21 protein-coding genes and 1 pseudogene are annotated in these 23,731 nt (G+C 70.5%); 16 read left to right on the top strand and 6 right to left on the bottom strand.

Translation table 11 applies throughout. The features are described from left to right. Positions 1–66: 66 nt before the first annotated feature. The gene (locus ACFPLC_RS10030) at positions 67–504 is read left to right on the top strand and encodes an ankyrin repeat domain-containing protein (RefSeq protein WP_378235785.1); all 438 of its coding nucleotides are present in this window, start codon (positions 67–69) and stop codon (positions 502–504) included. 7 nt (positions 505–511) lie between these two features. Here the strand turns inward: ACFPLC_RS10030 and ACFPLC_RS10025 are convergent, their stop codons facing one another. Further along, entirely contained in the window at positions 512–2,158 is a 1,647-nt protein-coding gene (locus ACFPLC_RS10025) for a DNA repair helicase XPB (protein WP_378194048.1), read from the bottom strand. 14 nt (positions 2,159–2,172) lie between these two features. On the opposite strand from ACFPLC_RS10025, the gene ACFPLC_RS10020 reads away from it, so the two are divergent. Continuing rightward, complete coding sequence (locus ACFPLC_RS10020; protein ID WP_378235784.1) at positions 2,173–2,859, top strand: LppU/SCO3897 family protein; 687 nt, start codon at positions 2,173–2,175, stop codon at positions 2,857–2,859. A 26-nt stretch (positions 2,860–2,885) separates the two neighbouring features. Here ACFPLC_RS10020 and ACFPLC_RS10015 read toward each other — a convergent pair whose 3' ends face one another. After that, complete coding sequence (locus ACFPLC_RS10015) at positions 2,886–3,848, bottom strand: ABC transporter substrate-binding protein (protein ID WP_378194042.1); 963 nt, start codon at positions 3,846–3,848, stop codon at positions 2,886–2,888. Positions 3,849–4,034: 186 nt separating this feature from the next. Between ACFPLC_RS10015 and ACFPLC_RS10010 the strand changes: the two genes are divergently transcribed. From ACFPLC_RS10010 to mdlC, 9 genes and pseudogenes are all read left to right on the top strand, one after another. Further along, positions 4,035–6,788: a sensor histidine kinase gene (locus ACFPLC_RS10010; RefSeq protein WP_378194040.1), complete on the top strand. Its 2,754-nt coding sequence runs from the start codon at positions 4,035–4,037 to the stop codon at positions 6,786–6,788. Positions 6,789–6,800: 12 nt separating this feature from the next. After that, the gene (locus ACFPLC_RS10005) at positions 6,801–7,478 is read left to right on the top strand and encodes a copper homeostasis protein CutC (RefSeq protein ID WP_378194037.1); all 678 of its coding nucleotides are present in this window, start codon (positions 6,801–6,803) and stop codon (positions 7,476–7,478) included. A gap of 417 nt (positions 7,479–7,895) precedes the next feature. Next, on the top strand, positions 7,896–8,108 hold the full coding sequence (locus ACFPLC_RS10000) for a hypothetical protein (RefSeq protein ID WP_378194034.1): 213 nt from the start codon (positions 7,896–7,898) through the stop codon (positions 8,106–8,108). A 44-nt stretch (positions 8,109–8,152) separates the two neighbouring features. Further along, entirely contained in the window at positions 8,153–9,115 is a 963-nt protein-coding gene (locus ACFPLC_RS09995) for a tetratricopeptide repeat protein (RefSeq protein WP_378194031.1), read from the top strand. Between the two features lie 166 nt (positions 9,116–9,281). Beyond that, positions 9,282–9,518 carry a hypothetical protein gene (locus ACFPLC_RS09990; RefSeq protein ID WP_378194028.1) on the top strand — a complete coding sequence of 79 codons (237 nt, stop codon included), beginning with the start codon at positions 9,282–9,284 and terminating at the stop codon, positions 9,516–9,518. Positions 9,519–9,530: 12 nt separating this feature from the next. Further along, a pseudogene (locus ACFPLC_RS09980) lies at positions 9,531–10,931 on the top strand (S53 family peptidase); the annotation flags it as partial. An 84-nt stretch (positions 10,932–11,015) separates the two neighbouring features. After that, positions 11,016–11,858 (top strand): helix-turn-helix domain-containing protein, encoded by an 843-nt coding sequence (locus ACFPLC_RS09975; RefSeq protein WP_378194025.1) that lies wholly within the window; start codon positions 11,016–11,018, stop codon positions 11,856–11,858. A 1-nt stretch (position 11,859) separates the two neighbouring features. Further along, positions 11,860–12,021 (top strand): DUF397 domain-containing protein, encoded by a 162-nt coding sequence (locus ACFPLC_RS09970; protein WP_191311708.1) that lies wholly within the window; start codon positions 11,860–11,862, stop codon positions 12,019–12,021. Positions 12,022–12,030: 9 nt separating this feature from the next. Further along, on the top strand, positions 12,031–13,617 hold the full coding sequence (mdlC, locus tag ACFPLC_RS09965; protein ID WP_378194022.1) for a benzoylformate decarboxylase: 1,587 nt from the start codon (positions 12,031–12,033) through the stop codon (positions 13,615–13,617). Positions 13,618–13,688: 71 nt separating this feature from the next. On the opposite strand, the gene ACFPLC_RS09960 is transcribed toward mdlC, so the two are convergent. The 4 genes from ACFPLC_RS09960 to ACFPLC_RS09945 are packed head-to-tail and all read right to left on the bottom strand — an operon-like array spanning position 13,689 to position 17,191. Next, complete coding sequence (locus ACFPLC_RS09960; protein ID WP_378194019.1) at positions 13,689–14,549, bottom strand: ABC transporter ATP-binding protein; 861 nt, start codon at positions 14,547–14,549, stop codon at positions 13,689–13,691. Between the two features lie 20 nt (positions 14,550–14,569). Continuing rightward, the gene (locus ACFPLC_RS09955; protein WP_378194016.1) at positions 14,570–15,403 is read right to left on the bottom strand and encodes an ABC transporter permease; all 834 of its coding nucleotides are present in this window, start codon (positions 15,401–15,403) and stop codon (positions 14,570–14,572) included. Then, positions 15,400–16,170: an ABC transporter permease gene (locus ACFPLC_RS09950; RefSeq protein WP_378194013.1), complete on the bottom strand. Its 771-nt coding sequence runs from the start codon at positions 16,168–16,170 to the stop codon at positions 15,400–15,402. The genes ACFPLC_RS09955 and ACFPLC_RS09950 overlap by 4 nt, the downstream gene beginning before the upstream one ends. Before the next feature lie 13 nt (positions 16,171–16,183). After that, a complete protein-coding gene (locus ACFPLC_RS09945) occupies positions 16,184–17,191 on the bottom strand; it encodes an ABC transporter substrate-binding protein (protein WP_191311695.1) in 1,008 nt (335 codons plus the stop codon). 723 nt (positions 17,192–17,914) lie between these two features. Between ACFPLC_RS09945 and ACFPLC_RS09940 the strand changes: the two genes are divergently transcribed. From ACFPLC_RS09940 to ACFPLC_RS09920, 5 genes are all read left to right on the top strand, one after another. After that, positions 17,915–21,055, top strand: coding sequence for a sensor histidine kinase (locus ACFPLC_RS09940; protein WP_378194009.1), 3,141 nt, complete (start codon positions 17,915–17,917; stop codon positions 21,053–21,055). Between the two features lie 20 nt (positions 21,056–21,075). Further along, the gene (locus tag ACFPLC_RS09935; protein WP_003085376.1) at positions 21,076–21,537 is read left to right on the top strand and encodes a roadblock/LC7 domain-containing protein; all 462 of its coding nucleotides are present in this window, start codon (positions 21,076–21,078) and stop codon (positions 21,535–21,537) included. 25 nt (positions 21,538–21,562) lie between these two features. Continuing rightward, positions 21,563–22,342 (top strand): DUF742 domain-containing protein, encoded by a 780-nt coding sequence (locus ACFPLC_RS09930; protein ID WP_378194006.1) that lies wholly within the window; start codon positions 21,563–21,565, stop codon positions 22,340–22,342. After that, the gene (locus tag ACFPLC_RS09925) at positions 22,323–22,931 is read left to right on the top strand and encodes a GTP-binding protein (protein WP_043776338.1); all 609 of its coding nucleotides are present in this window, start codon (positions 22,323–22,325) and stop codon (positions 22,929–22,931) included. The genes ACFPLC_RS09930 and ACFPLC_RS09925 overlap by 20 nt, the downstream gene beginning before the upstream one ends. A 377-nt stretch (positions 22,932–23,308) precedes the next feature. Beyond that, positions 23,309–23,725 (top strand): roadblock/LC7 domain-containing protein, encoded by a 417-nt coding sequence (locus ACFPLC_RS09920; protein WP_043776340.1) that lies wholly within the window; start codon positions 23,309–23,311, stop codon positions 23,723–23,725. The last annotated feature ends 6 nt before the right edge of the window (positions 23,726–23,731 follow it).

Raw genomic sequence — 23,731 nt, 5'->3', positions numbered from 1 at the left:
GTTTCTGGGGCGCATGTGACGCAAGATGTTGCTGAGACACGCCGCTGCGCCGAAGGAGTGGCGGCCGTGCTGCGTTACCTTGGCGACCGGGGCACACCGAGAGGGGCGGACGTGGTCGATCGGTACGGGCGATCCGAGCTGCACTACTGCGCGCTGGACGGCGACGGCGCGCAGGCGCGGGCCCTGCTCGCCGCGGGGCACGACCCCGACTTGGCCGACCAGCAGGGCCACACGCCGTTGCACCTGGCCGCCCAGGAGGGAAACGTCGAGGTCGCCACGGTGCTGCTCGAGGCCGGCGCCCGCGTCGACGCGGTCAACGAGTACGGGAACTCGCCCCTCTTCGCCGCCGTGTTCGCCTACCGGGGCCGTGGTGACCTCATCGAGCTGCTCCGGCGGCACGGCGCCGATCCGCACCGGGCCAACATCTCCGGGCAGACGCCGGTCGGCCTGGCCCGGCTCATCGCGAATTACGACGTCAGGAAGTACTTCGCCGACGTCGGCTGACCCCGGCTCAGAGCGGCCGGAGCAGGTCGTCCGCGTCCACGATGTGGTAGGCGTACCCCTGCTCGGCCAAGAACCGCTGCCGGTGCGCCGCGTACTCCGTGTCCACGGTGTCGCGGGAGACGATCGAGTAGAAGTGCGCCTGCCGCCCGTCGCCCTTCGGGCGCAGCAGCCGTCCGAGGCGCTGGGCCTCCTCCTGCCGCGAGCCGAACGTCCCCGAGATCTGGATCGCCACCGACGCTTCCGGCAGGTCGATCGAGAAGTTGGCGACCTTCGACACCACGAGCGTCCGGATCTCGCCCCGCCGGAACTTGTCGAACAGCTCCTCGCGCTCCTTGTTGCGGGTCGCGCCCTGGATCACCGGGGCGTCGAGCTCGTCGCCGAGCATCTCCAGCTGGTCGAGGTAGGCGCCGATGACCAGCGTCGGCTCGCCCGCGTGCTTGGCCACGATCGACTTGATCACCGGGGTCTTCGTCAACGCCGTCGCCGCCAGCTTGTACCGCTCGTCGGCCTCGGCGGTGGCGTACTCGAGGCGCTCGGCGTCGGTCAGCGTCACGCGGACCTCGGTGCACTCCGCCGGGGCGATCCAGCCCTGCGCCTCGATGTCGCGCCACGGCACGTCGTAGCGCTTCGGGCCGATCAGCGAGAAGACGTCGCCCTCGCGGCCGTCCTCGCGCACCAGCGTCGCGGTCAGGCCGAGGCGCCGCCGGGACTGCAGGTCGGCCGTCATCCGGAACACCGGTGCCGGCAGCAGGTGGACCTCGTCGTAGACGACCAGGCCCCAGTCGCGGGAGTCGAACAGCTCCAGGTGCTTGTACTCGCCCTTGGTCTTGCGGGTGATCACCTGGTACGTGGCGATGGTGACCGGCCGGATCTCCTTCTTCTCCCCGGAGTACTCGCCGATCTCCTCCTCGGTCAGCGACGTCCGCGCGATCAGCTCGCGCTTCCACTGGCGCCCGGCGACCGTGTTCGTCACCAGGATCAGCGTGGTCGCCGCGGCCTTGGCCATCGCCGCCGCGCCGACCATCGTCTTGCCCGCCCCGCAGGGCAGCACGACGACGCCCGAGCCGCCCGCCCAAAATGCCTCCGCCGCCTGGCGCTGGTAGTCGCGCAGCTGCCAGTCGTCTTCTTCCAGCGCGATCGGGTGCGCCTCGCCGTCGACGTACCCGGCGAGGTCCTCGGCCGGCCAGCCGACCTTCAGCAGCGCCTGCTTCAGCCGCCCGCGCTCGGACGGGTGGACGACGACGGTGTCCTCGTCGATCTTCGCGCCCAGCATCGGGCTGATCTTCTTGTTCCGGACGACCTCGGCCAGCACCGCGCGGTCGGTGGTCGACATCACCAGCCCGTGCGCCGGGTGGTTGGCGATCTGCAGCCGCCCGAACCGGCCCATGACGTCGACGACGTCGATCAGCAGCGGCTGCGGCACCGGGAAGCGCGAGTACGTCGTCAGCGCGTCCACGACCTGCTCGGCGTCGTGGCCCGCGGCACGCGCGTTCCACAAGGCCAGCGGCGTGATCCGGTACGTGTGGACGTGCTCCGGCGCCCGTTCGAGCTCGGCGAACGGCGCGATCGCGATCCGCGCGTCATCGGCCTGGGGGTGGTCGACCTCCAGGAGCACGGTCTTGTCGGACTGGACGATCAGCGGGCCATCAGTCACAACTACTGTTATACGTGCCTCGCTCCGGTCCGCTCCGTTCGCGGGTCCGCCGGTGGGACGAGGTGCCGAGGGGATCACTGGAGGGCACGTTGACCACACCGCCGTTCGAGGACAACCCGTTCCGGTCGCCGGGCTACCCGCAGCCCGCGCCGATGCCGCCGGTTCCGGGGCAGCAGCAGATCCCGCACTGGTTCACCACGAAGGTGCGGATCACGCTGGTCGCGTGCGTCGTCGCCGCGCTGGGCCTGGGCGCGCTGGGTGCGCTGGGCGTCTACTGGGCCGGCCGCAGCGGCCCGCCGTCGGACGGCGACTGCCTGTACCTGACGCGCGAGGGGGCCGGCAAGCTCGCCTACCACCGCGTCGGCTGCAGCGCGAACAACGCGACGTACAAGGTCGAGAACACCTACCACGGGGCCATCGCGTGCGCGTCCGGCGACTACGTGCGGTTCCGGCTCGGCTCCGGCGCCGGCCAGACGCTCTGCCTGGCCCTGAACGTCAAGGCCGGCGACTGCCTGCGTGACGTCGACGACGAGAGCACGATCGGCAAGGTGTCCTGCACCGACCCGGCGGCGCAGGAGCGCGTCGAGATCCTGTCCGGCTTCGACCGCGAGGACAAGTGCGAAGGCGCCGACAAGGTGCTCAGCTACGCCGGCCCGCCGTCCCGCACGGTGTGCCTGATCAAGACGGGCGAGAACATCTAGCCGCTGGGTGACCTACGTCATAGCGGCTAGTAGCCGGTGTCGGGGAGCAGGCCCTGCACGTCGAGGCGGTTCGCCAGCAGGCCCGAGTTGTGCATCAGGTCGGCGACGCGCTGCAGCCGGATGCCGTTGAGCGACGCCGGGTACGAGCCGAGCGAGATCAGCGCGGCCGTCGTCGTGTCGATGTCGGAGAACTTCGGCAGCGCGTCACGCACGATCGCCGGGTCTGTCGCGCTCTGCTGGGCCGCACCCAGCGCGGCGCAGAACGCCCGGAGCGTCCGCGGGTTGGCCTGCGCGAACGGTTTCGCCGCCGCGTAGCCCGACAGCGGGAAGTCGAGCGTCGAACCGCGGGCGCCGTCGGCCAGGATGTGCGCGCCGAGGTCCTTCTCGGCGCGGGTGATGTACGGCTCGATCATCAGCGCGGCGTCGGCGTCGCCCGCCTGCAGCGCCTGCGGCATCCGGTCGAACGGGATGGCCGTGAACTTGATCTTCGACTGGTCGACACCCGCGGTGACCAGCACTGAACGCGCGACGAGCGCACCGACGTCGTCGAGCATGTTCACCGCGATCTTGGGCGACCGCTTGCCCGTCGGCACGGTGTAGTCCGAGTCCGGCAGCGTCACCAGGGCCATCGTGTTGGGGCCGGACGTGTAGGCCTCGCCCTGCAGCTGCAACGCCGTCCCGCCGGCCGCGGCGCGGAAGATCGCGATGTCGGAGGCGAACGTGACGTCGAGGTCGCCGGCGGCCAGTTTCGCGAGCCCGTCGTCGGCGCCGAGTTCGACGAGCTGCACGGTCAGCCCGGCGGAGCCGAACTTCCCGGCCGCCACGGCGATCCGCAGCGGGGCCGTGTCGATGGCGTTGCCCACACCGACGCGCAGGGTGGTTCGCTCGAGCGGCGGCGGGGGCGCGGGGGTGCCGGACGAGAACACGGTGCACCCCGCGGTCGCCAGGAGCGCCGCTACCAGCGGAATCAGCCGTCCGCGTCTGATCATGAACCTTCACCTACCGCGAGAATCTGGTTCTCGTGCTGGATCGTATGGTCCGCGCCCCATACGATCGCGGGCAGGGCCGTATCGTGCCAGCGCGGCTTTCGGATCTTCATGGGGCGGGCTACCGTTCAGTAGGTTCGAGTGTCGTTCGATCCGCGGGTTCCCGCCCGCGGCGGAAAAGGAAACCAGGTGACCCGTCGCGACAAGCGTCCCCGCAAGGGCGGCGACGCGGCGGATCCGCGTCCGGCGGGCGGCCGCTGGCGGTTGCGGAACTGGCGCCTCGGCACGAAGCTCTTCGCCGTCCTCCTCATCCCGGCGCTGGCCGTGATCGCGCTGGTCGGCCTGCGAATCAGTTCCGACCTGCGTGACGCCCGGCAGCTGGCCGAGTTCGCGACCCGCGGCCGCGTCGACAGCACCGTCGCCGAAGCCTTGCACGAGCTGCAGCGCGAGCGCGACCTCACCGTCCGGTTCGTCGCCCAGAACCGGCAGGGCGACACCGCGGACCTCACCGCCCAGCGCACCCGCGTCGACAAGGGCATCGGCACGTTCGAGCGGACGCTCGCGGAAAGCAAGCCGCGGCTCGACGCGAAGGCCGCGGAAAGCCTGCAGCAGACCGACGACCGGCTGCGCGTGCTCGGCGGCCTCCGGTTCTCCGCGGAACATTCGGCGTTCCCCGCCGACGCCGTGCTGCGCTCCTACAGCGAGCTGATCTCCGGCCTGCTCGACATCAGCGACTCCGCCGCCGCCGACGTCTCCGACCCGGAGCTCGCGCGGATGCGGCTGGCGGGCAACGCACTCGCCCGGATCAAGGACCAGATGTCGGTCAAGCGGGCGGTGATGGCCGAGGCGCTCGCGGCGGGCTCCCTCAACCGCGACCGCACGCGCGCGCTGCTCGGCGCGGAAGCCGAACTGGCCGCCGCGCGCAGCGACTACCGCACCTTCGCCACCCCCGACCAGCAGCGGATGTTCGACGACACGGTGATCGGCCTGGTCGTCGACATCGGCAACGACATGGTCGAATCCGCGCTCACCCGCACCGAAAACGGCCAGAACCTCTCGGGCCTCGACCCGAACCAGTGGGACACCTCGGCCACGCACACGGTGAACCTCGCCCATCAGGTGCAGCAGGCCCTGCTGGTCCAGTTGCAGGAACGCACCGACACCCTGGCGGCGCAGGCGCGCACGGCCGCGCTGTGGGACGGCGGCGTGGTCCTCGGCGTCCTGCTCGTCGCGGGCGTGCTGTCGGTGGTCATCGCGCGGTCGTTGTTGCGGCCCTTGCGGATCCTGCGCCGGACGGCCCTCGAAGTGGCCGAACACCGGCTGCCCGCAGCCGTGCAGAACCTGCTCACCGACCCCGAACCCGCGCCCGAGAACCTGCGGAACCGGCTCGCCGTCGCGCCCGTGCCGGTGTTCACCCGCGAAGAGCTCGGCCAGGTGGCGCGCGCGTTCGACGCGGTGCACGGCGAGGCCGTCCGGCTCGCCGGCGAACAGGCCATGCTGCGCGAGAACGTCAACGCGATGTTCGTCAACCTCTCGCAGCGCAGCCAGGACCTCGTCGAGCGGCAGCTGACGGTGCTCGACCGGATGGAGGCCGACGAGCAGGACCCGGACACCCTCGCGGGGCTGTTCGAACTCGACCACCTCGCCACCCGGATGCGGCGCAACAGCGAAAACCTGCTGGTGCTCTCCGGCCAGGACTCCGCACGTGAGGACGCCGGACCGGTGCCGGCCGACGAGATCATCGGCGCCGCGCTTTCGGAGGTCGAGCACTACCAGCGGATCGAGCTCGGCCCGGCCCCGCAGGTCGCGGTCCGCGGCGAGGCCGTCAACGACCTCGTGCACGTCGTCTCCGAGCTGCTGGAGAACGCGACCCGCTACTCCGGCGACGAGATGGTCACCGTCGCGAGCGCCGAAACCCACGACGGCGACTGGCAGATCGAGATCATCGACCACGGCGCCGGCATGCCGCAGGCGGAGATCGACCGCACCAACTCCCGCCTCGCGCACCCGCCGGACGTCGACGTCGAGGTGTCGCGGCGGATGGGCCTGTTCGTCGTCGCCACGCTGGCCACGCGCCACCACATCGACGTCAGCCTGAGCGCCGGCGAGGAATCCGGGCTGGTCGCGACCGTGCTGGTGCCCGCGGCCCTGATCGTCGAGCTGCCGCCGATGCCGGCGCCGCCTCCGCCCGCCGAGCCGGCCGCCGCCCCGGAACCGGAGCTGCTGGCCCCGCTGGCCCCGCTCGCGCCGCCGGAACCCGAGCCGGAGCCGGAGCCGGAAGAGCTGACGCCGCCGTCGATCGAGGCCGGCCCGCCGCGCCGGGCCCCGGTGGTCGCCCGCGAGCAGGCGCCGGAGTGGCCGACCGTGGACGAAGAGGCCCACCTGGACCTCGACGCCCCCACCGAGCGGATGCCCGCCTACCGCGACGTCCTGTCCCGGTGGTTCGACGCTTCCGCCGCGCCCGAACAGCCGCGCAAGCCCGCGGAGCCGCGTCCGGTCGCCGAGGCGCCCCGGCCGGTCGATCCCCAGCCGCGGCACGCGCTCGCCGCGCCGCCGCCGCCCCCGCCGCCACCCGCCCCTATCCCAGGGGCACTTCCACGTGAAAGTGCCCCTCCCGTCGAGGCGCCACTTTCGCGTGAAAGCGGCGGGGCAGGCCCGGACGACGAAGACACCGAACCGCGGCTGACGCCGGTCGCGCCTCCCGCCGCGATCGAGCCCGCGTACGCATGGCCCACCCCGGCCGAACTGGAGCAGGAGGACGGCGCGGAGGACACCTGGCCGTTCCTGCAGCCGCTGGATTCCGCGGCCAGCCCGGGAGCGGTGCCGGAACAGCGGCCGATACTCTCTCTTTCCCCGGAAGCGGTACGCGAGCGGATGACAAGCCTTCAAGGCGGCTTCCGGCGAGGGCGGCACGCGAGGGGAGACGACACCCGGAACCAGTGAAACGGATGAGGCATGAGCTCGAAGACGCCCCTGCTGGAAGTGATCGCGCTGGACGCGGCGGACGCCGAAGGCGCGCAGGCGGGCGGGGCCGACCGCCTCGAACTGGTTGCGGATATGGCGCAGGACGGCCTGACGCCCTCGCTCGAAACCCTGCGTGACGTGCTGTCGGCGACCGACCTCCCGGTGCGGGTCATGGTGCGGGACAACGGTTCCTTCGCCGTCGGCGACCTGGAAGGGCTGCGCGCCGACACCGCCCGGCTGATCGACGCGGGCGCGCGGGAGTTCGTCTTCGGGTTCCTCACCGTGGACAGCGAAATCGACCTCGACGCCTGCGAGGCGCTGATCAAGGAGATCGACGGCCTGCCGTGGACGTTCCACCGCGCCATCGACCGCACGCGCGATCCGTTGCGCGCCTACGACCAGCTGGCTTCCCTCGGCTGTGACACCGTGCTCGCGGCCGGTCACCCGAACGGCGTGGCCAGCGGCCTTTCGGTGCTGCAGCGGCTCGCGCAGCGCGACGGCGGTCCGGAACTGCTTGTCGGCGGCGGCCTGCGCGCGCAGCAGGTGCACCTCCTGCGCGCGGGCGGGGTGCGCGGGTTCCACGTCGGGAGCGCCGTGCGGCCCGGCGGCTGGCAGGCGCCGGTGGACGCCGGAACCGTGCGCACCTGGGTCGATCTCGTCAAATCCTGATCGGTTGTCCGAATTTCACGGAGAATCGGCGGGGTAGAACGATTTCCGCCGATGTTTTCGCGTGCTTGCGCCATTCGTGTTCCGGCACGTGAAATTGCATCCGCCGTGTGCAGTGCCGGGTTCGGGCCTGCGCGTGCGGCTGCACGAGCAATTCCAGCTTTGACCTGGTTGGTGGCTGATTTTCCGGCGATCCACTGGCTACGGTGGTCCCGCATTTCGCGATCCGGCCGATCTTCAGGAATCGATCTGCAGTGCGGGAGGCGGCGCCGTGTGCGCGCGTATTCAGTTCGAGAACTCGTTGCGTGGACAGCAGGAAACCAGGACCTCGACCATCAGGTGGATTTCCGCCACCTGGGGTCGCTTGATTCCCCGCGGATGCCGTCCGGGTGCGGCCGTGGCCGGACGGAAGGCCGAATCGTGACCGGCGCGATACCGCGCCAACGCGGAACCGAAACCGTCGAAGACGATTTCGCGAAACTGGGGCTCGGCGGCTCCCTCGCCCTGACCGGGCTGCTGGCCGTCGTCAAGATCGCGGAAACCGCCACGGGCGTGGTGCTGACCGCCACCGGGGTGCTGCCCGGTGCCAGTCCCTCGAAGGAGCGGGCTCCGGCCTGGCCCGGCGGGGAATGAGCGGAGCTGCCCGATCGGCAGCTCTCTACGGACGGAGGGCTGCCATGACCGGCAGTGACGGGCGGGACGAACGGAGCGGTACGCGCGTGGGCCTCGCCGACGTGCGGCAGCTCGAGGACAGCATCGCCGAGCTCAGGGTGCTGGACTACCGGTACGGCGGCGGGTCGTGCCGGGCAGCCGTGGAATCGCGGCTGCCCGCGGCCGTGGCCCTGCTGGACGGCGAGGCGAAGACCGTCGTCCGGGCGAGGCTCTACACCGCCGTCGCCGACCTGTACAACCTGGCCGGCTGGACCAATTTCGACCAGGACCGCCCGGGTGCCGCGCTGGAAGCCTTCGCGCGGGCGCTGGAACTGGCCATCGAAGCGGGCAACGACGACCTCCAGGCCAACATCCGCTACCGCGTCGGGCGGCTGCACCTGCACTACGGCGCGGTCGACGCCGCGCTGCTGGAGTTCGCGCGGGGCCGGGAGGCGGCGGTGTCGGCGCATTCCAAGCTGGCCCAGGCGATCCTGTCGGCCAACCAGGCGTGGGCGCACGCCAAGAAGGCCGACGTCACCGGCGCGCTGACCTACCTGCGCCGCGCCCGGCAGGAGTTCGCGGAGGCCGAGGGGCGTGAACCGTCGCCGTGGGCGGCGTTCTTCGGAGCCACGGACATGGCCGCGATGGTCGGAACCGTGCACGGTGAACTGGCGCAGGTGGTCGACACCCGCCACGGCCGCGACGGCATCCCGGCGCTCGTCGAGGCGATCGGGGGCTACCCCCGTGGCATGACGCGCAGCCGCTCGCTGACCCTGATCTGGCTGGCCACCGTGCACGCCCTGGACGGCGACCTCGACGTCGCCGCCACGGTCGGCGAGGAGGCGGTCGAGCTGGCCGGCGCGCTGCGGTCGCCGCGGGTGCGGCAGCGGCTGCACTCGCTCGCGGGTGCCGCCCGGCGGTTCTCCGGCAACGCGGACGCGCGGGTGATCATCGAACGCGTCGAAATGGTCGGGCATTCCGGACAATAATCGGTTTCTCATGGGAAGGTAAACCTGCCGGAAAATGAAAATGGGATTCGCCGAAGCCCAGACAAAAGTAGGTTCCTCGGCGTGATCACGGCTTCTTATGCTTCTCGGCAACCTGCGGCAAACATTCCGCGCAGGCCCGGTCCCCACCGCCGAGAGGAAATTCCCCATGCGCTTGCGCAAGCTCGTCGCGGCCGCTGTGCCGCTGGCTGCGTTGCTCGGCCTCGCCGTGGCCGTCCCGGCCGCCGCGGCGTCGGAACCCCTGGTCACGCTGGTCGACAACGCCGCGCCGCTGATCAACAGCGCCCGCACCGGCGACGTCGCGGCCGACCGCCCGATCACCGCCGCGCTCTCCCTGAAACTGCACAACCAGCAGGCGCTCGAAAAATTTCTCTCCGACGTCTAGAATCCGGCGTCCCCGCAATACCACCGGTTCCTGACCCCGGCGCAGTTCAATGCCAGGTTCGGTCCGAGCCAGGCGGACGTCGACAAGGCCGTCTCATTTCTCGGGAAAGCTGGGCTGACCGGGATCGAGGTTTCCGGCAACCGGCAGGCCGTCACGTTCACCGGCTCGGCGGCGCAGCTCGAGTCGGCCTTCCGGACCCGGATCGGGACCTACCACGACCAGGCGTCCGGGCGGGACTTCTTCGCCAACGACACCCTCCCGGCCGTGCCGGCGAGTGTCTCGGACGTCGTGGGTGGTGTCGTCGGCCTCGACGACCACGCGGTGCGGACGCATGCGTCGAAGCCGCTCGCCCAGCCCAACGTCGTCAAATCCGTCACCCCGCCGGTGCTCAAGACCGCGTACGGCAGCAGTGGCCTGTCGGCGACCGGCAGCGGCGTGAACGTCGGGTTCGTCGAGTTCGACGGCTACCAGAAATCGAACATCACCAGATACGACAGCACGTACGGCCTCTCCGCGGGCTCGGTGACGACGGTCGGTGTCAGCGGCGCGAACTACGACTCCTCCCCGGGCGACGGCCAGATCGAGGTCGAGCTCGACATCGAGGTCGTGCACGCGCTGGCCGCCGCGGCCAACGACTACGTCTACGAGGCGCCGAACTCGAGCGCGGGCGAACTGGCGATGTACCAGAAGATCGCGTCCGACGCGAAGGTCAGCGTCGTCTCGATCTCCTGGGGTGCCTGCGAATCCGCCGAAGGGTCGAGCGCGGCGAAGAGCGTGAGCAGCGCGATCGCCACGGGTACCGCGGAGGGCATTTCGTACTTCGCGGCAGCGGGCGACGACGGCACGACCGACTGCTACCGCCAGACGGGTTCGGCGGTGCGGGGTGTGGACTTCCCGGCGTCGAGCCCGAACGTGTCGGGCGTCGGCGGCACGAAGCTGAGCGTGACGTCGTCCAACGGCTACAGCAGTGAAGTCGTCTGGAACGACGGCAACAGCGGCGGCTCGACCGGCGGCGGCATCTCGACGGTGTTCACGGCGCCGTCGTGGCAGTCCTCGCAGAGCACGACGTACCGCAAGGTGCCGGACGTGTCGGCGGACGCCTCGCCGACGTCGGGCTACTACATCTACAGCGCGGGCAGCTGGGGAACGGTCGGCGGCACGTCGGGCGCGGCCCCGCTGTGGGCGGCCTTCGCGGCCCTGCAGAACCAGGTGCACGGCGGCAGCCTGGGCAACCTGAACCCGAAGTTCTACTCGATCGGCAACGGGTCTTCGTACGGGACGGGTTTCCACGACGTGACGTCGGGCAACAACACCCTCCACGGGACGACCGGGTTCAGCGCCGGGACGGGCTACGACCAGGTGACGGGCTGGGGTTCCTTCAAAGCGGCGGGCCTGTCCGGCCTGATCGGCTGAGCGGGTCGGGAGCCGGGGCCTGTCGCGGGTTTGCGACGGCCCCGGTTTCCCGGTTTTGTCGGTGGCCGATGACACAATGTGTGCATGGCAACACTGGTAGCGACACCGAGGTCCCGCGCGCTGGGCTTCGGCCTCCGGACGGCGAGGGAGGCGCGGAAGCTGGGCGTGCGCGAACTCGCGCGGCTGGTGGGGATGGTGGCGCAGGATCTTTCGCATTGGGAGAGCGGGACCAGGGTGCCGAAGATCGAGCAGGTGGCGCTGCTGCTCGGGGCGCTGCGGGTGGAACCGGTGGAGCGGAAGAGGTTGCTCGAGCTGGCGAGGAACGCCCGGGAGCCCAATTGGCTGGAGCGGACGGTGCCCGGCATCTCGCCCGCGGTATCGACCTACGCCGAGTACGAGCGCTCGGCCACGGAGATGGTGAACTGGGAACCGTTCGTGGTGCCCGGCCTCCTGCAGACGCCCGGCTACGCCGAGGCGATTCTGGCCGCCAACCGGCTTCCGCCGGGGGTGATCGAACAGCAGATCGCGATCCGGTTGCGGCGGCGGGAGGTGCTCACCCGGCGCAATCCGTTGGTGCTCAAGCTCTTCCTCGGCGAAGAAGCGTTCCGCCAGCGCATTGCCGAGCCCGCGGTGCTGGCCGAGCAGTTCCGGTGGTTGTTGCGCGCGGCGCAGCCGCGCAACGTCACCATCCGGGTGGTGCCGGTCGGCGCGGGGTATCACCCGGGGCTGTACGGGCACTTCGTGATCTTCGACTTCGCCGACCTGCCGTCCGTGGTGCACATCGAGCACATCCGCGGGAGCGCCCATGTCTACGATGGGGACCACGTGGCCGCCTACCGCTCGGCGGTGGAAGCCATGTCGGTCCTGGCGCTGAGCGAGCAGGAATCCCTCGCGCTCATCCAGGGGGTGATCACCGAACTGGAGTGAGATGCGCGAGTGGCGGAAGTCGAGCTACACCGACGAGACCAACTGCGTGGAGGTGCGGCTCGGGCCGGTGTCACAGATCCGCGACACCAAGGACCGTTCGGGGGGCACCCTGACCGTCAGTTCGGCCGCTTGGGGGGCTTTCCTTCGCAAGGCTAAGCGTTAACCTGTCCGCATGATCAAGCGCACGGTGCTGGACGCCACCCGCGAACTCCTCCGCGAACTCGGCCTCACCACGGTGTTCGGCAACCCCGGCACCACCGAGGTGCCGTTCCTCACCGACTGGCCCGACGACTTCGACTACGTCCTGGGGCTGCAGGAATCCGCCGTCGTGGCGATGGCCGATGCCTACGCTCAGGCCACCCGGCAGGCCGTGCTCGTCAACCTGCACTCCGCCGGCGGCGTCGGGCACGGCCTCGGCAGCCTCTTCAACGCCTACCGCAACCGGACGCCGATGATCGTCGTCGCGGGGCAGCAGATCCGGTCGCTCATGCCGCACGAGCCGTTCCTCGGGGCCATGGAAGCGCCGGAATTTCCCAAGCCGTACGTGAAGTGGTCGATCGAGCCCGCCTCCGCCGAGGACGTCCCGGCTGCGCTGGCGCGGGCTTACCACGTCGCGACGCAGGCGCCGTCCGGGCCGGTTTTCGTGTCCGTTCCCGCCGATGACTGGTCCGCCGCCACCGAACGGCCCATCGTCTCGCGCCCGCGGATCCGTGGCTTCGCGCCCGATCCCGAGGCCGTCGACGAGCTCAACGCCGCCCTGGAAGCCGCCGAGCGACCCGCGATCGTCGTCGGGGGCGCGGTCGACCAGGACGGGGCCGTCGTCGAAACCGTCGCCCTCGCCGAACGGCTCAACGCCGCCGTGTGGGTCGCGCCGATGTCCTTCCGGTGCTCGTTCCCCGAAGACCACCCGCTGTTCCAAGGGTTCCTCGACCCCGAACGCGGGGCCGTCGCCGACACGCTGGCGCCGTACGACCTCGTCGTCGTGCTCGGGGCGCCCGCCTTCACCTACCACGTCGACCGCGGGCGCGGGGAAGCTCCGCTGCCGCCGCTGTTCATCCTCAGCGACGACGAACAGGTGCTCGCGCGGGCCTTCGAAGGCACCGGCATCCGCGCCACGCCGAAGCTGGGCATCCGCGCGCTGCTCAACGTCGTCGAGCGCAGCGGCCGCCCCGCGCCCGCTCCGCGGCAGCGTCCCGCGAAGCCGGCCGGTGACGCGCTGACCGCCGAGTTCGTCTACTCGACATTGGCGGATCTGTTGCCGGACAACGCTTTGGTCCTCGAAGAGGCGCCGAGCCACCGCGGGATCCTGCACGACCACCTGCCGATCACGGCCACCGACACCGGCTTCCTGACGATGGCCAGCGGCACGCTGGGCTACGGCGTCCCCGGCGTGGTCGGCGCGGCGCTGGGCCGGCCGGACCGCAAGGTCGTCGGCGTGATCGGCGACGGCTCGAGCATGTACGGCATCCAGGCGCTCTGGACGGCGGCGCGCGAAGAACTGCCCGCGACGTTCGTGATCCTGGACAACTCCGAGTACGCGGCGGTCCGCATCCTCGGTGACGCGATCGGCGGCGCCAAGCTCCCGGGCACCGAACTGGGCGGCATCGGCTTCGCGGCGCTGGCGGAAAGCATGGGCTGCCACGGCGTGACGATCACCGAGCCCGCCGACCTGGTCCCCGGCCTCACGGCAGCCCTGTCCGACCCGCGCCCGACGCTGGTCCACGTCCGCGTGGCCTCGTCGTCCAAGTCCCTGTACTGACGCCTCGTGAGTGGTAAGGCGGGTTCTAACCCGCCTTACCACTCACGACAAGCCGCGGCAAGGCACGAAAGCTAGCTGCGGGTTTTGGTTTCGGTGACGTCCGAAGCCCGCTCGGCCAGCTCCCACTCCGCGGCGTCGGACGCGGCCGTGGCGGCCTCCACCGGCGTCCCGCCGTGCAGGAGCCGCGCCACTTCGCCGCGCAGGGTCACGAACTCCGCCGACTCACGGGTCGTGATCTGGTCGCGCGCCGCGGGCAGGCCCACCGGCAGGTCCGCCACGATCGACGCCGGTGACTTGGACAGCACCAGGACGCGGTCGGAGAGGTACACGCTCTCGTCGATGTCGTGGGTGACGACCAGGATCGTGCTGCCCTGCTCCCGCTGCACGCGCCGGGTCAGGTCCTCGAGCTCGAAGCGCGTCTGGGCGTCGACGGACGCGAACGGCTCGTCCATCAGCAGCAGCGCCGGGCGGCTGGCCAGCGCGCGGGCGATCGACACCCGCTGCTGCATGCCGCCGGACAGCTGCCACGGGTACTTCCCGCCGACGCCGGACAGGCCGACCTGCTCGAGCGCTTCGGCCGCCCGCGCCCGGCGTTCCGCGCGGGAGATCGGCCGCCACCGCAACGGGAATTCGACGTTCTTCTGCACCGAAAGCCAGGGGAACAGCGACCGGCTGTAGTCCTGGAACACGACGGCGAGGTCGTCCGGGACGCCGGAGACGCGGTCGCCGTGCAGGCTGACCGTGCCGTCGGTCGCCCGCGTCAGCCCGGCGATGCAGCGCAGCAGCGTCGACTTCCCGCACCCCGACGGGCCGACGATGCTGGCCAGCTGCCCGGCTTCGACGGTGAACGAAAGGTTGTTCACCGCGGTGTGCGCTTTCGCGCCGGTGCCGTAGGTGTGGCTGAGGCCGGACACTTCGAGCATGGTGGACATGGGAGAGGCCTTTCGAAGCGTCAGTCGCGGCCGAGGCGGGTCGGCTGCCAGGCCAGCACCCGCCGCTCCGCGGCCAGGAAAATCGTGTTGAAGACGTAGCCGAGGATGCCGAGCAGCACCAGCCACGACCACATGGTCGGGAATTCGAAGTCCTGCTGGGCGTTCAGCAGCGACCGGCCGATGCCGTTGTACGCGCCGACGAGCTCGGAGACGACCATCAGCAGCAGCGAGATCGACAGGCTGACCCGCAGCCCGGCGAAGATCTTCGGGGCCGCCGCCGGCAGCACGACCATGCCGATCCAGTACGCCTTGGGCGTGCGGAACGACCGCGCCGTCTCCACCTTCACCTGGTCGACCGAGCGGACGCCGTCGACCGCGTTGAGCAGCACCGGCCACACCACGCCGAAGATGATCGACCCGACCTGCATGCCCGAGCTCAGCCCGAACAGCACCGCGAACACCGGGATCAGCGTCGGCGGCGGGATCGAGCGGAAGAACGCGAACAGCGGGCCGACGTAGTCCATCGCCGTCGCGGACCGGCCGAGCAGCACGCCGAGGACGATGCCGACGACCGCGGCCAGCGCCCAGCCGCCGAGTGTCCGGGCGAGGCTGGGGAACACGTTGTCGAAGACGGCGTCGGTGAGGAACAGGTGCGACGCGGGCCCGGTGAACCACAGCTTCGCCGCGGTGACCGCGATCTCCGTCGGCGGCGGGAAGAACTTGCTGCCGCCGGCCCGGGCGGCGAACTCCCATCCGACCACGAAGATCGCGAACAGCAGCCAGTTGCGCAGGACCGTGGCGGCACCGCGCGCGGCGCGCCTGCCCACCCGGCCGGAAAGGGTTGCCGCCGTCACGCGATCGCCTCCCGGTCGACGGTGCTCCACCGGAACAGCCGCTTGCCGAGCTGTTCGAGCCCCTCGTTGATCAGGTAGCCCAGTGTCCCGGCGACCACGGTGCCGGCCAGGACCAGGTCGAACCGGACCGAACCGGTGCTGGCGACGATGATGAAGCTGCCGAGGCCAAGCTGGGAACCGGCCAGGAACTCGACGCTCACGACGGCGATCAGGGCGATGGTCGCCGACAGCCGGACGCCGGTGAAGACGAACGGCGCGGTCTGCGGCAGCGCCACCGACGACAGGATGCGGAACCGGCTGGTCCCGCACGCGCGGGCGGTCTCCATCAGCACCGGGTCGATCTCGCCCATGCCGTAGATCGTGTTGAACATGATCGGCCACAGCGAGGCGTAGACGGCGAGCATGATCTTCGCGTCGGGGCCGGAGCCGATCACCAGCAGCACCAGGGGAACCAGGGCGGTGATCGGGATCGGCCGGAGGAACTCCACGATCGCGGCGGTGGCCGTCCGCAACGCCGGGACGCTGCCCAGCAGCAGCCCGGCGGGTACACCGATGGCGATCGCGACGGCGATGGCGATCAGCCAGGCCAGCATCGTCGCGACGACGTCCCGGACGAACTCGGGGTCGCCCAGCAGGTCCCAGACGGTGACCAGGACGACGCTCGGCGGCGGGGTGAACGTTTTACTGACCAGGCCGACCTGGACGACGACCTCCCAGAGCAGGAGGAAGCCGACCAGGCCGGCCAGGCCGCGGAGCAGTTTCTTCACGTCAGGAAGGTTCTCAGTTGGTCGCCTGCGGGGCGATCATCGGCGCCGCGTCGACCTTGCTGGTGATGACGCCCATCTGCAGCAGCAGGTCGGGCACCCGCTGCAGGCGCCGGGCGTCCAGGACGGAGCCGTAGCCGGGCAGGGTGAGCAGCTTGGCCGTGTCTTCGTCGATCTTCGCGTACTTGACCAGCAGCGGTTCGACCTTCGAGCGGTCGTTGATCGCGTCGCTGGTGGCCTTCTTCATCGCCCGCTGGAAGGCCGCGAGGGTCTTCGGGTTCGCCTGCACCCACTTGGTCGCCGAGCCGTAACCGGTCAGCGGGAAGTCCTGGCTGGCGCCGGTGTTGATGTCGATGACCGGCGTCGCACCGACGGTCTTCGCCGCCTGCGTGAGCATCGGCTCTGGCATGTAGGCCGCGTCGACCTGGTTGTCCTTCAGCGCCGCCGCCATGTTCGGCAGCGGGATGAGGGTCCACTTGACCCCGCTGAAGTCGACGCCGTGGTCCTTCATGACGGACTTGGTGAGGATGTCGGACGCGGTGTTCATCGCCGTGATCGCGATCCGCTTGTCCTTCAGGTCGTTGACCGTCTTCACCGACGAGTTCGGCACCGTGACGATCGCGTTGCTCTTCGCGTTCACCGACGTGCCGTCGGCGACCAGGGTGACGTCCGCGGCGCCCTTGCTCTTGGCGACGAAGAACGGCGTGTAGGTCGAGAGGGCGATGTCGGCCTCGCCGGAGATCGCTTTCTGCATCGACTCCTGGCCGCTCTTGGCGACGATCTGCTCGACCTCGAGACCTTCGGCCTTGAAGTAGCCGCCGTCCTGGGCCAGCCAGAACGGGCCGAGGTCCGTGGTCGGCATGATCGAGACCTTGATCTTCGACTTCTCCAGGCCGCCCCCGTTCGACGAGGCGTTCGAGTCGTCCGAGCCGAGCGCACTGCAGCCGGTGAGGGCCGTGGCGGCTGCGACCGTGAGGGCGAGCCCGAGCGCGGCGCGGCGAGTGCGAACCCGGCCACTGCTCATGGCGTTTCCAAGCAAGGCCTGCTCCTTGAAGAAAGTGACGGTTGGGGAACCGATTTCAGTGGAAGTGCGTGACTCATTCTCGGGAGTCACGCGGGCCACTGTAGAGAACGTGACAGCTTGCTCACAATGGGTGGAATGACTACCTGACCGAGTGGCGCACGTCACTCTTTCGGCCTCTGGTCTAGACCCACTGCTCCACTCGCCGTAGCCGTTCACCCAGCGTAGGGTGAAGTTCTTGAATCGGCGATGACTGCTGTGCGTCGACTGAGCGAACGCTGTGCAAGATTGAGCGGGTCCTGTCGGGAGGGTTACATCTTCCCCGGCCGTTCGCTACCCTCTGCACCTGCGGGGAGGTATCAACCTCCGATGTAGTGAGAGAGAGTGCCTGGATGGCCGATCAAGAAGTCCCACTTCGGTGTACCAGCACACACTGTGCTTTTCCTGAGAGAATCTTCCCCGCAAAGACCACTGCCTGGCCGGGCACAACCGCCGCGCCGGTGGGTTAGGCGACCAACAGACCGATGCAGGACCAGCGCAGGGACCCGACCGTGATGCTCGAGCTGAACCGATTCCGTCCGTCCGGACGGGGTTCAGGAACTCCCAGTGGCGACACTGGAGACGATCTTTTCACCCGTACGGGTAGCGTCTTGCGCTGGGCTCCTTCCGATGGGCCGGAGCGCCGGAACGCCGGGAGCGTGCAGACGAGTGGCTGAGGAGAACGCGATGCGCCCTGGCGGGCGCTGGACCGACCAGGGTTTCCCGAGCACGAACGATGATGGTGGAGCGGCGGTGCCGAACGAAGACGCCGCGGGGGTGGGAGGGGCCCCCGCGCAGTCGCCCGGAGCGGATCCGGGCCGGAAGGCCGGGCTGTTCTCCGGCATGCGCGACTGGCGGCTGCGGTCCAAGCTGGCCGCGGTCCTGATCATCCCGACGCTGACCGCGCTCGCGCTGGGCGCGGTGCGCGTGATCGACGACGCCCGCGAGGCGGCCGAGTTCCAGCGCACCGCCGACCAGGTGGCGTTCGCCGTCAAGGTCACCACAGTGGTGCACGAGCTGCAGAACGAACGCTCGCTGGCCGTCGCGCGGATCGCCTCGCAGAACCAGCTGCTGCAGACCGGGCTCGACTCGCAGATCGCCAAGGTCGACCGCGAGGTCCAGGACCTGCGCGCCGCGAAGCAGACCCTCGACTACGACGACCAGGCGACCAACGACCGCTACACCCGCGGTCTCCAGCGCCTCGACGCCCTGCGCCCGCTGCGGGCGGCGTTCAACACCCAGAACAGCCTGCCCGACATCACGGTGCTCACCGCCTACTCGGGTGTCATCGACTCGCTCATCGAACTCGGCCGCGAGGTGACCACCGCGGTCACCGACCGGGACGTGCTGCGCCTCGGCACGAGCACGCAGTCGATCAGCGAGGCCAAGGAGTTCACCACCCGCTCCGACGCCGAGCTGCAGATCGCCGCGTTCCGCGGCAGCTTCCCCGGCGACCTCCTGGACCAGACGCGCGCGTCGGCCTCCAGCGCGGACGCCTCGGTCGCGGCCTTCCTCGCGAACGCCGACGACGACCAGCGCCAGCTCTACAACGACACCTACTCCGGCCCGGAGGTCGACGACCGCCGCCGGATCCAGACGTCGGCGTTCTCCTTCGCCCAGCTGGGCGACCCGCCGAACATCGACACCACCGCGCTGGGCAAGGACAGCACCGTGTCGGCCGACAAGCTGCACGCGGTCGAGTCGAACCTGCTGGCCCAGCTCAAGACCCGCGCCGACGACCTGGCCACGCAGGCGGTCAACTCGGCGTGGATCGGCGGTGCCGTGGTGCTCGCCGCGCTGGCCCTCGCCGTCGCGCTGATGCTCGTCGTCGCCCGCCTGATGCTGCGCCCGCTGCGGGTGCTGCGGAAGAGCGCGCTGGACGTCGCCTACACGCGGCTGCCGGAAACCGTGCAGGCGATCCTGGACGACCCGGACCCGGTGGGCGCCTCCAAGAAGGCCGTCCAGCCGGTGCCCGTCACCTCCCGCGACGAGATCGGCGAGGTCGCGCGGTCGTTCGACATCGTCCACGAACAGGCCGTCAAGATGGCCGCCGAGCAGGCCCTCCTGCGCGAGAACGTCAACGGCATCTTCGTGAACCTCTCCCGCCGGTCGCAGCGGCTGGTCGAACGCCAGCTCGGCGTCATCGACCGGCTGGAAGCCGACGAGCAGGACCCGGACCACTTGGCCAGCCTGTTCGAGCTCGACCACCTCGCGACGCGGCTGCGGCGCAACGGTGAGTCCCTGCTGGTGCTCTCCGGCGCCGGCCTGGCCAAGTCCGTGCCCAAGCCGGTGCCCGCCGCCGACGTCATCGGCGCGGCGGTGTCCGAGATCGAGCAGTACGCCCGGATCGAGGTCGGCATCGTGCCCGACGTCGCGGTCCAGGGCCTGGCGATCCACGACCTCGTGCACGTCCTCGCCGAGCTGCTCGACAACGCGACCTACTTCTCCGAGCCGGAGACGAAGGTCATCGTGCGGGCCGTGGTGACCCGCCGGAAGGCGCTCGCCATCCAGGTCACCGACCACGGTGTCGGCATGAGCGAGGAGCGGCTGGCCGAGGTCAACGCGCGCCTGGCCGACCCGCCGGACCTGGACGTGTCGGTGACCCGGCGAATGGGCCTGTACGTGGTTTCGCGGCTGGCCAAGCGCCACGGCATCGAGGTCCGGCTGCGCGAGAACGAGGACATCGAGGGTGGCGTGATCGCCCGGGTCGTCGTCCCGGCCGAGCTGCTCACCCAGCTCCGCCCGGGCATGCAGCGGCAGACCCCGCCGCCGGCGAACCGGTCCGAGACGTCGATGTCGATGCCGAGCATCCCGCCGATCCCGGCCGCGCGCTCGGACTTCGACCAGACGCAGTCGTTCGCGCAGACGCCCCCGCCGCCGTCGAAGCCGACCCCGGCCGCACCGCCGCCTGCCCACGAGCCGATCGCGAACCAGGGCGGCCTCGTGCCGCTCGACCAGCCGATCAGCCTGGACGACCTGGTCAGCGGCGGCCGTGCGGCAGGCCCGTTCCTGTCGCCGGAGCTGCCCAAGCCGGAGACGCCGGCCTGGCCGACGGCCGAGGACCTGGCGCCGCTGACGCCCTCGTCGAACGGCGACGGGGCGAGCTCGCGGGCCGCCGACACGCAGTTCGCGCCGCTGGTGCTGCCGAAGCGCGAGCCGAAGTTCGTGCCGCCGGAGGAGCCGCCCCCGGCGCCCCCGCCCGTGAGCACCGAGGTCGGTTCGTCGGCGCTCGAAGACGATGTACCCACCCGGCGGTTGCCGATCTACCAGTCGGTGCTGTCACGCTGGTTCAGTGAGGGTGACGACTCGGCCGCCGACCCGGTGCCGCCGCAGAGCGAGGGCGAAGACCCCAACCTGCCGCCGCTCACCGGTGCCGACGAGCAGCCGCCCGCCGTGCCCGAGCCGGCCCGGGACGAGCTGCAGCCGACCGCCGCGACCCGGCACCCGCTGCTGCCCGCCGACGACGGCTGGCACAGCGCGTCCGACGACGGCTGGCAGGCGGCGCAGTCGCTGCTGGAGTCCAAGAACGAGGAGATCACCCCGGCCGGGCTGCCCAAGCGCGTCCCGAACGCCTACCTGGTGCCGGGGTCGATCAGCAGCCCTTCGGTCGACGCGCCGCCGCAGAACAGCTTCGCGGACAACACCGCGGGTATGCCCGGAACGGGTGCGATCACCCGCTCGGCGTCCGCGGCGCGGAGCCGGATGGCAAGCTTCCAGCGGGGTTACACCTCGGGACGGCACGCCTTGAAGGAACTCCCGGCCGAAAACAGGCTGGAAGGCAGCGGGGTTCCGGGGCGTGGCAACACCACAGACAGCAGTGAGGAGTGAAAGTGACACGGGCGGGTGCAATGCAGCCGGGTGGCTCCGCGCAGCCGAACGGCCAGGCGCATGCCAAGGCGAACAATGCCGGCAGCTTCGCTTGGCTGATCACGGATTTCGTGCACCGGGTGCCCGGCGCGGCCCACGCGGTCGTGGTGTCGGCCGACGGCCTGCTCCTGGCGGCCTCGCGAGGCCTGCCGAAGGACCGGGCGGACCAGCTGGCCGCGGTGGCGTCGGGGCTGACCAGCCTCGCGCGCGGCGCGGCCAAGGTGTTCGAGGGCGGCACGGTGGCGCAGACCGTGGTCGAGATGGCCAACGGTTTCCTCTTCCTCATGTCGGTTTCCGACGGTTCGTGCCTGGCGGTGCTGGGATCGCCGGAGAGTGACATCGGCTTGGTCGTCTACGAGATGACCCTGCTGGTGGAGCGGGTCGGCCAGCAGCTGACTCCGGAGATGCGGGCCCAACTGCAGGGTGCGGCCGTCCGCCGCTGAGGACCTGGGAACCGAGGAGAGAGCCGTGGACGACGGGCGCTTGAGGGGTGATGGCCGGCTCGGTGACGACTTCTCCGGCGGGTGGTCCGACCCATCGGACGAAAACCGCGAGGACTGGCAGTCGTTCCGGGACCGCGTCGACCGCGAGTGGCGGGCGCGCCGGGTACAGGCCTCCGACAGCGACCCCGTGCGGGAGCCGCCGAACTGGCTGACCGATAGCAACGCCGGGCAGGAACCGATCCGGCCGATCGCCGGCGGCACCGAGTACCGCGACCGCCTCCTCGGCGGTCCGGGCGCGGAGCTGTTCGGCGGCTCGAGCGGGCCGCTGTACGACGCGCGCGACTTCGCGGCGTACACGACCGAGCGTGACTTCGGCTCGGGGCCGGACTCCGGCGAGTTCGCCGCGGCGCTGCCGCGGCAGGCCAGCCAGGAGTACGTCGACGAGTCGCCGCCGACGGAGATGGAGACGTCCGGCCTGGTCCGGCCGTACTTCCGGACCCGCGGCCGGACGAAGGCGACGCTCGACCTGGCCATCGAGGCGTTGATCTCGACCAGCGAACAGGGCCGGATGCTCGACCGGGTCCGGGTGCCCGAGCACCGGTCGATCTGCGACCTGTGCCTCGACACCAGGTCGGTGGCCGAGGTGGCGGCGCTGCTGCGCCTGCCTCTCGGCGTGGTGCGGGTGTTGATTGGTGACGTGGCGGGCCTCGGGCTGGTGCTGGTGCACTCCAGCAGCCCGACCGTGGGCGACCGCCCGAGTATCGAGTTCATGGAAAGGGTGCTCAGTGGGCTTCGGAGAATTTGACTCCGACGCGAACGCGCCGCAGGTGACGGGTCCGACCTCGTCGGCCAAGATCGTGGTCGCCGGCGGGTTCGGTTCGGGGAAGACAACGCTGGTCGGGGCGATCTCCGAGATCGACCCGCTGACCACCGAGGCCATGATGACCGAGGCCAGCGTCGGGCACGACGACACCTCGGCCACGCCCAACAAGACCACCACCACCGTGGCGATGGACTTCGGGCGCATCTCGCTGGACTCGGACCTGGTGCTGTACGTGTTCGGCACGCCGGGTCAGCACCGGTTCTGGTTCATGTGGGACGACCTCGCGGTCGGCGCCATCGGCGCGGTCGTGCTGGTCGACACGCGGCGGCTGGCCGACGCGTTCCCGTCGATCGACTTCTTCGAGAACCGGAAGCTGCCCTACGTCGTGGCCATCAACTGCTTCGACCGGCTGCTGCACCACCAGATCGAGGACGTCCGGCACGCGCTCACCATCGCGCCGTCGGTCCCGATCATGGCGTGCGACGCGCGCGAGCGTGAGTCCGCGAAGCAGGTGCTGATCTCGGTCGTGCAGCACGCGATCGCGCACGATTCGGCGTTGCGCGCGGGATAGCCCATGACCCCCCGATCCGGATGCGGCCGTTGGAGTGAACTCCGCGTGCTTCACCCAGTTCGGGGAGTGCGGTCACCGTCCGGAGGAGCAGCGGCCTGTCCGGTCCCTGGGCGTGGTGTCCGTGGAGCGCCGTGACCCGGCTTGACCTGCGCCGATACCCTACGGGTGCGAGCCGTGCGACGTCCCCCGGATGGGGGAGGCGAGCCGGGTTGCCGCGGAACTTCACCGGGCCCGCACGTAGGGTGCGCTGCGGCCGGCCGGTGGCGGACTCGACACCACCGGCGGTGCGAATACGCTTTACCGTGGCGTCGCCGACCGGCCGTGCCGGGCGCTCCGGGGTGCGGCGGGCGACGCCGCACGAGCAAGGAGGAGCAGGAGTGACGGCTTCCGGCCAGGGTTCGTTCGGCTGGCTCATCACGGACTTCGTCCGCCGGGTACCCGGTGCCGCGCACGCCGTTCTGGTGTCCGCGGACGGGTTGCTGCTGGCGCCGTCGGAAGGGCTGCCCCAGGAACGCGCCGAACAGCTGTCGGCGGTCGCGTCCGGGCTGATCAGCCTGACGGCGGGGGCCGCGCGCTGTTTCGAAGCGGGCGGCGTCAACCAGACCGTGGTGGAGATGGAGCGCGGCTACTTGTTCCTGATGTCCGTTTCGGACGGTTCGTCGCTGGCCGTGCTGGCCGCGCCGACGTGCGACATCGGCACGGTCGCGTACGAGATGACCCTGCTCGTCGAGCGGGTCGGCCAGCAGATCACCCCCGAGCTGCGCGCCCAGCTGCAAGGCGGCGTGCGTGGGTAGGGCGAG

Origin of the sequence: Amycolatopsis plumensis, from assembly GCF_042652605.1 — a bacterium.
Taxonomy (GTDB): Bacteria; Actinomycetota; Actinomycetes; order Mycobacteriales; family Pseudonocardiaceae; genus Amycolatopsis; species Amycolatopsis plumensis.
The sequence above is the reverse complement of the archived record's forward strand: the minus strand, read 5'-3'. Positions and strand labels throughout refer to the sequence as shown.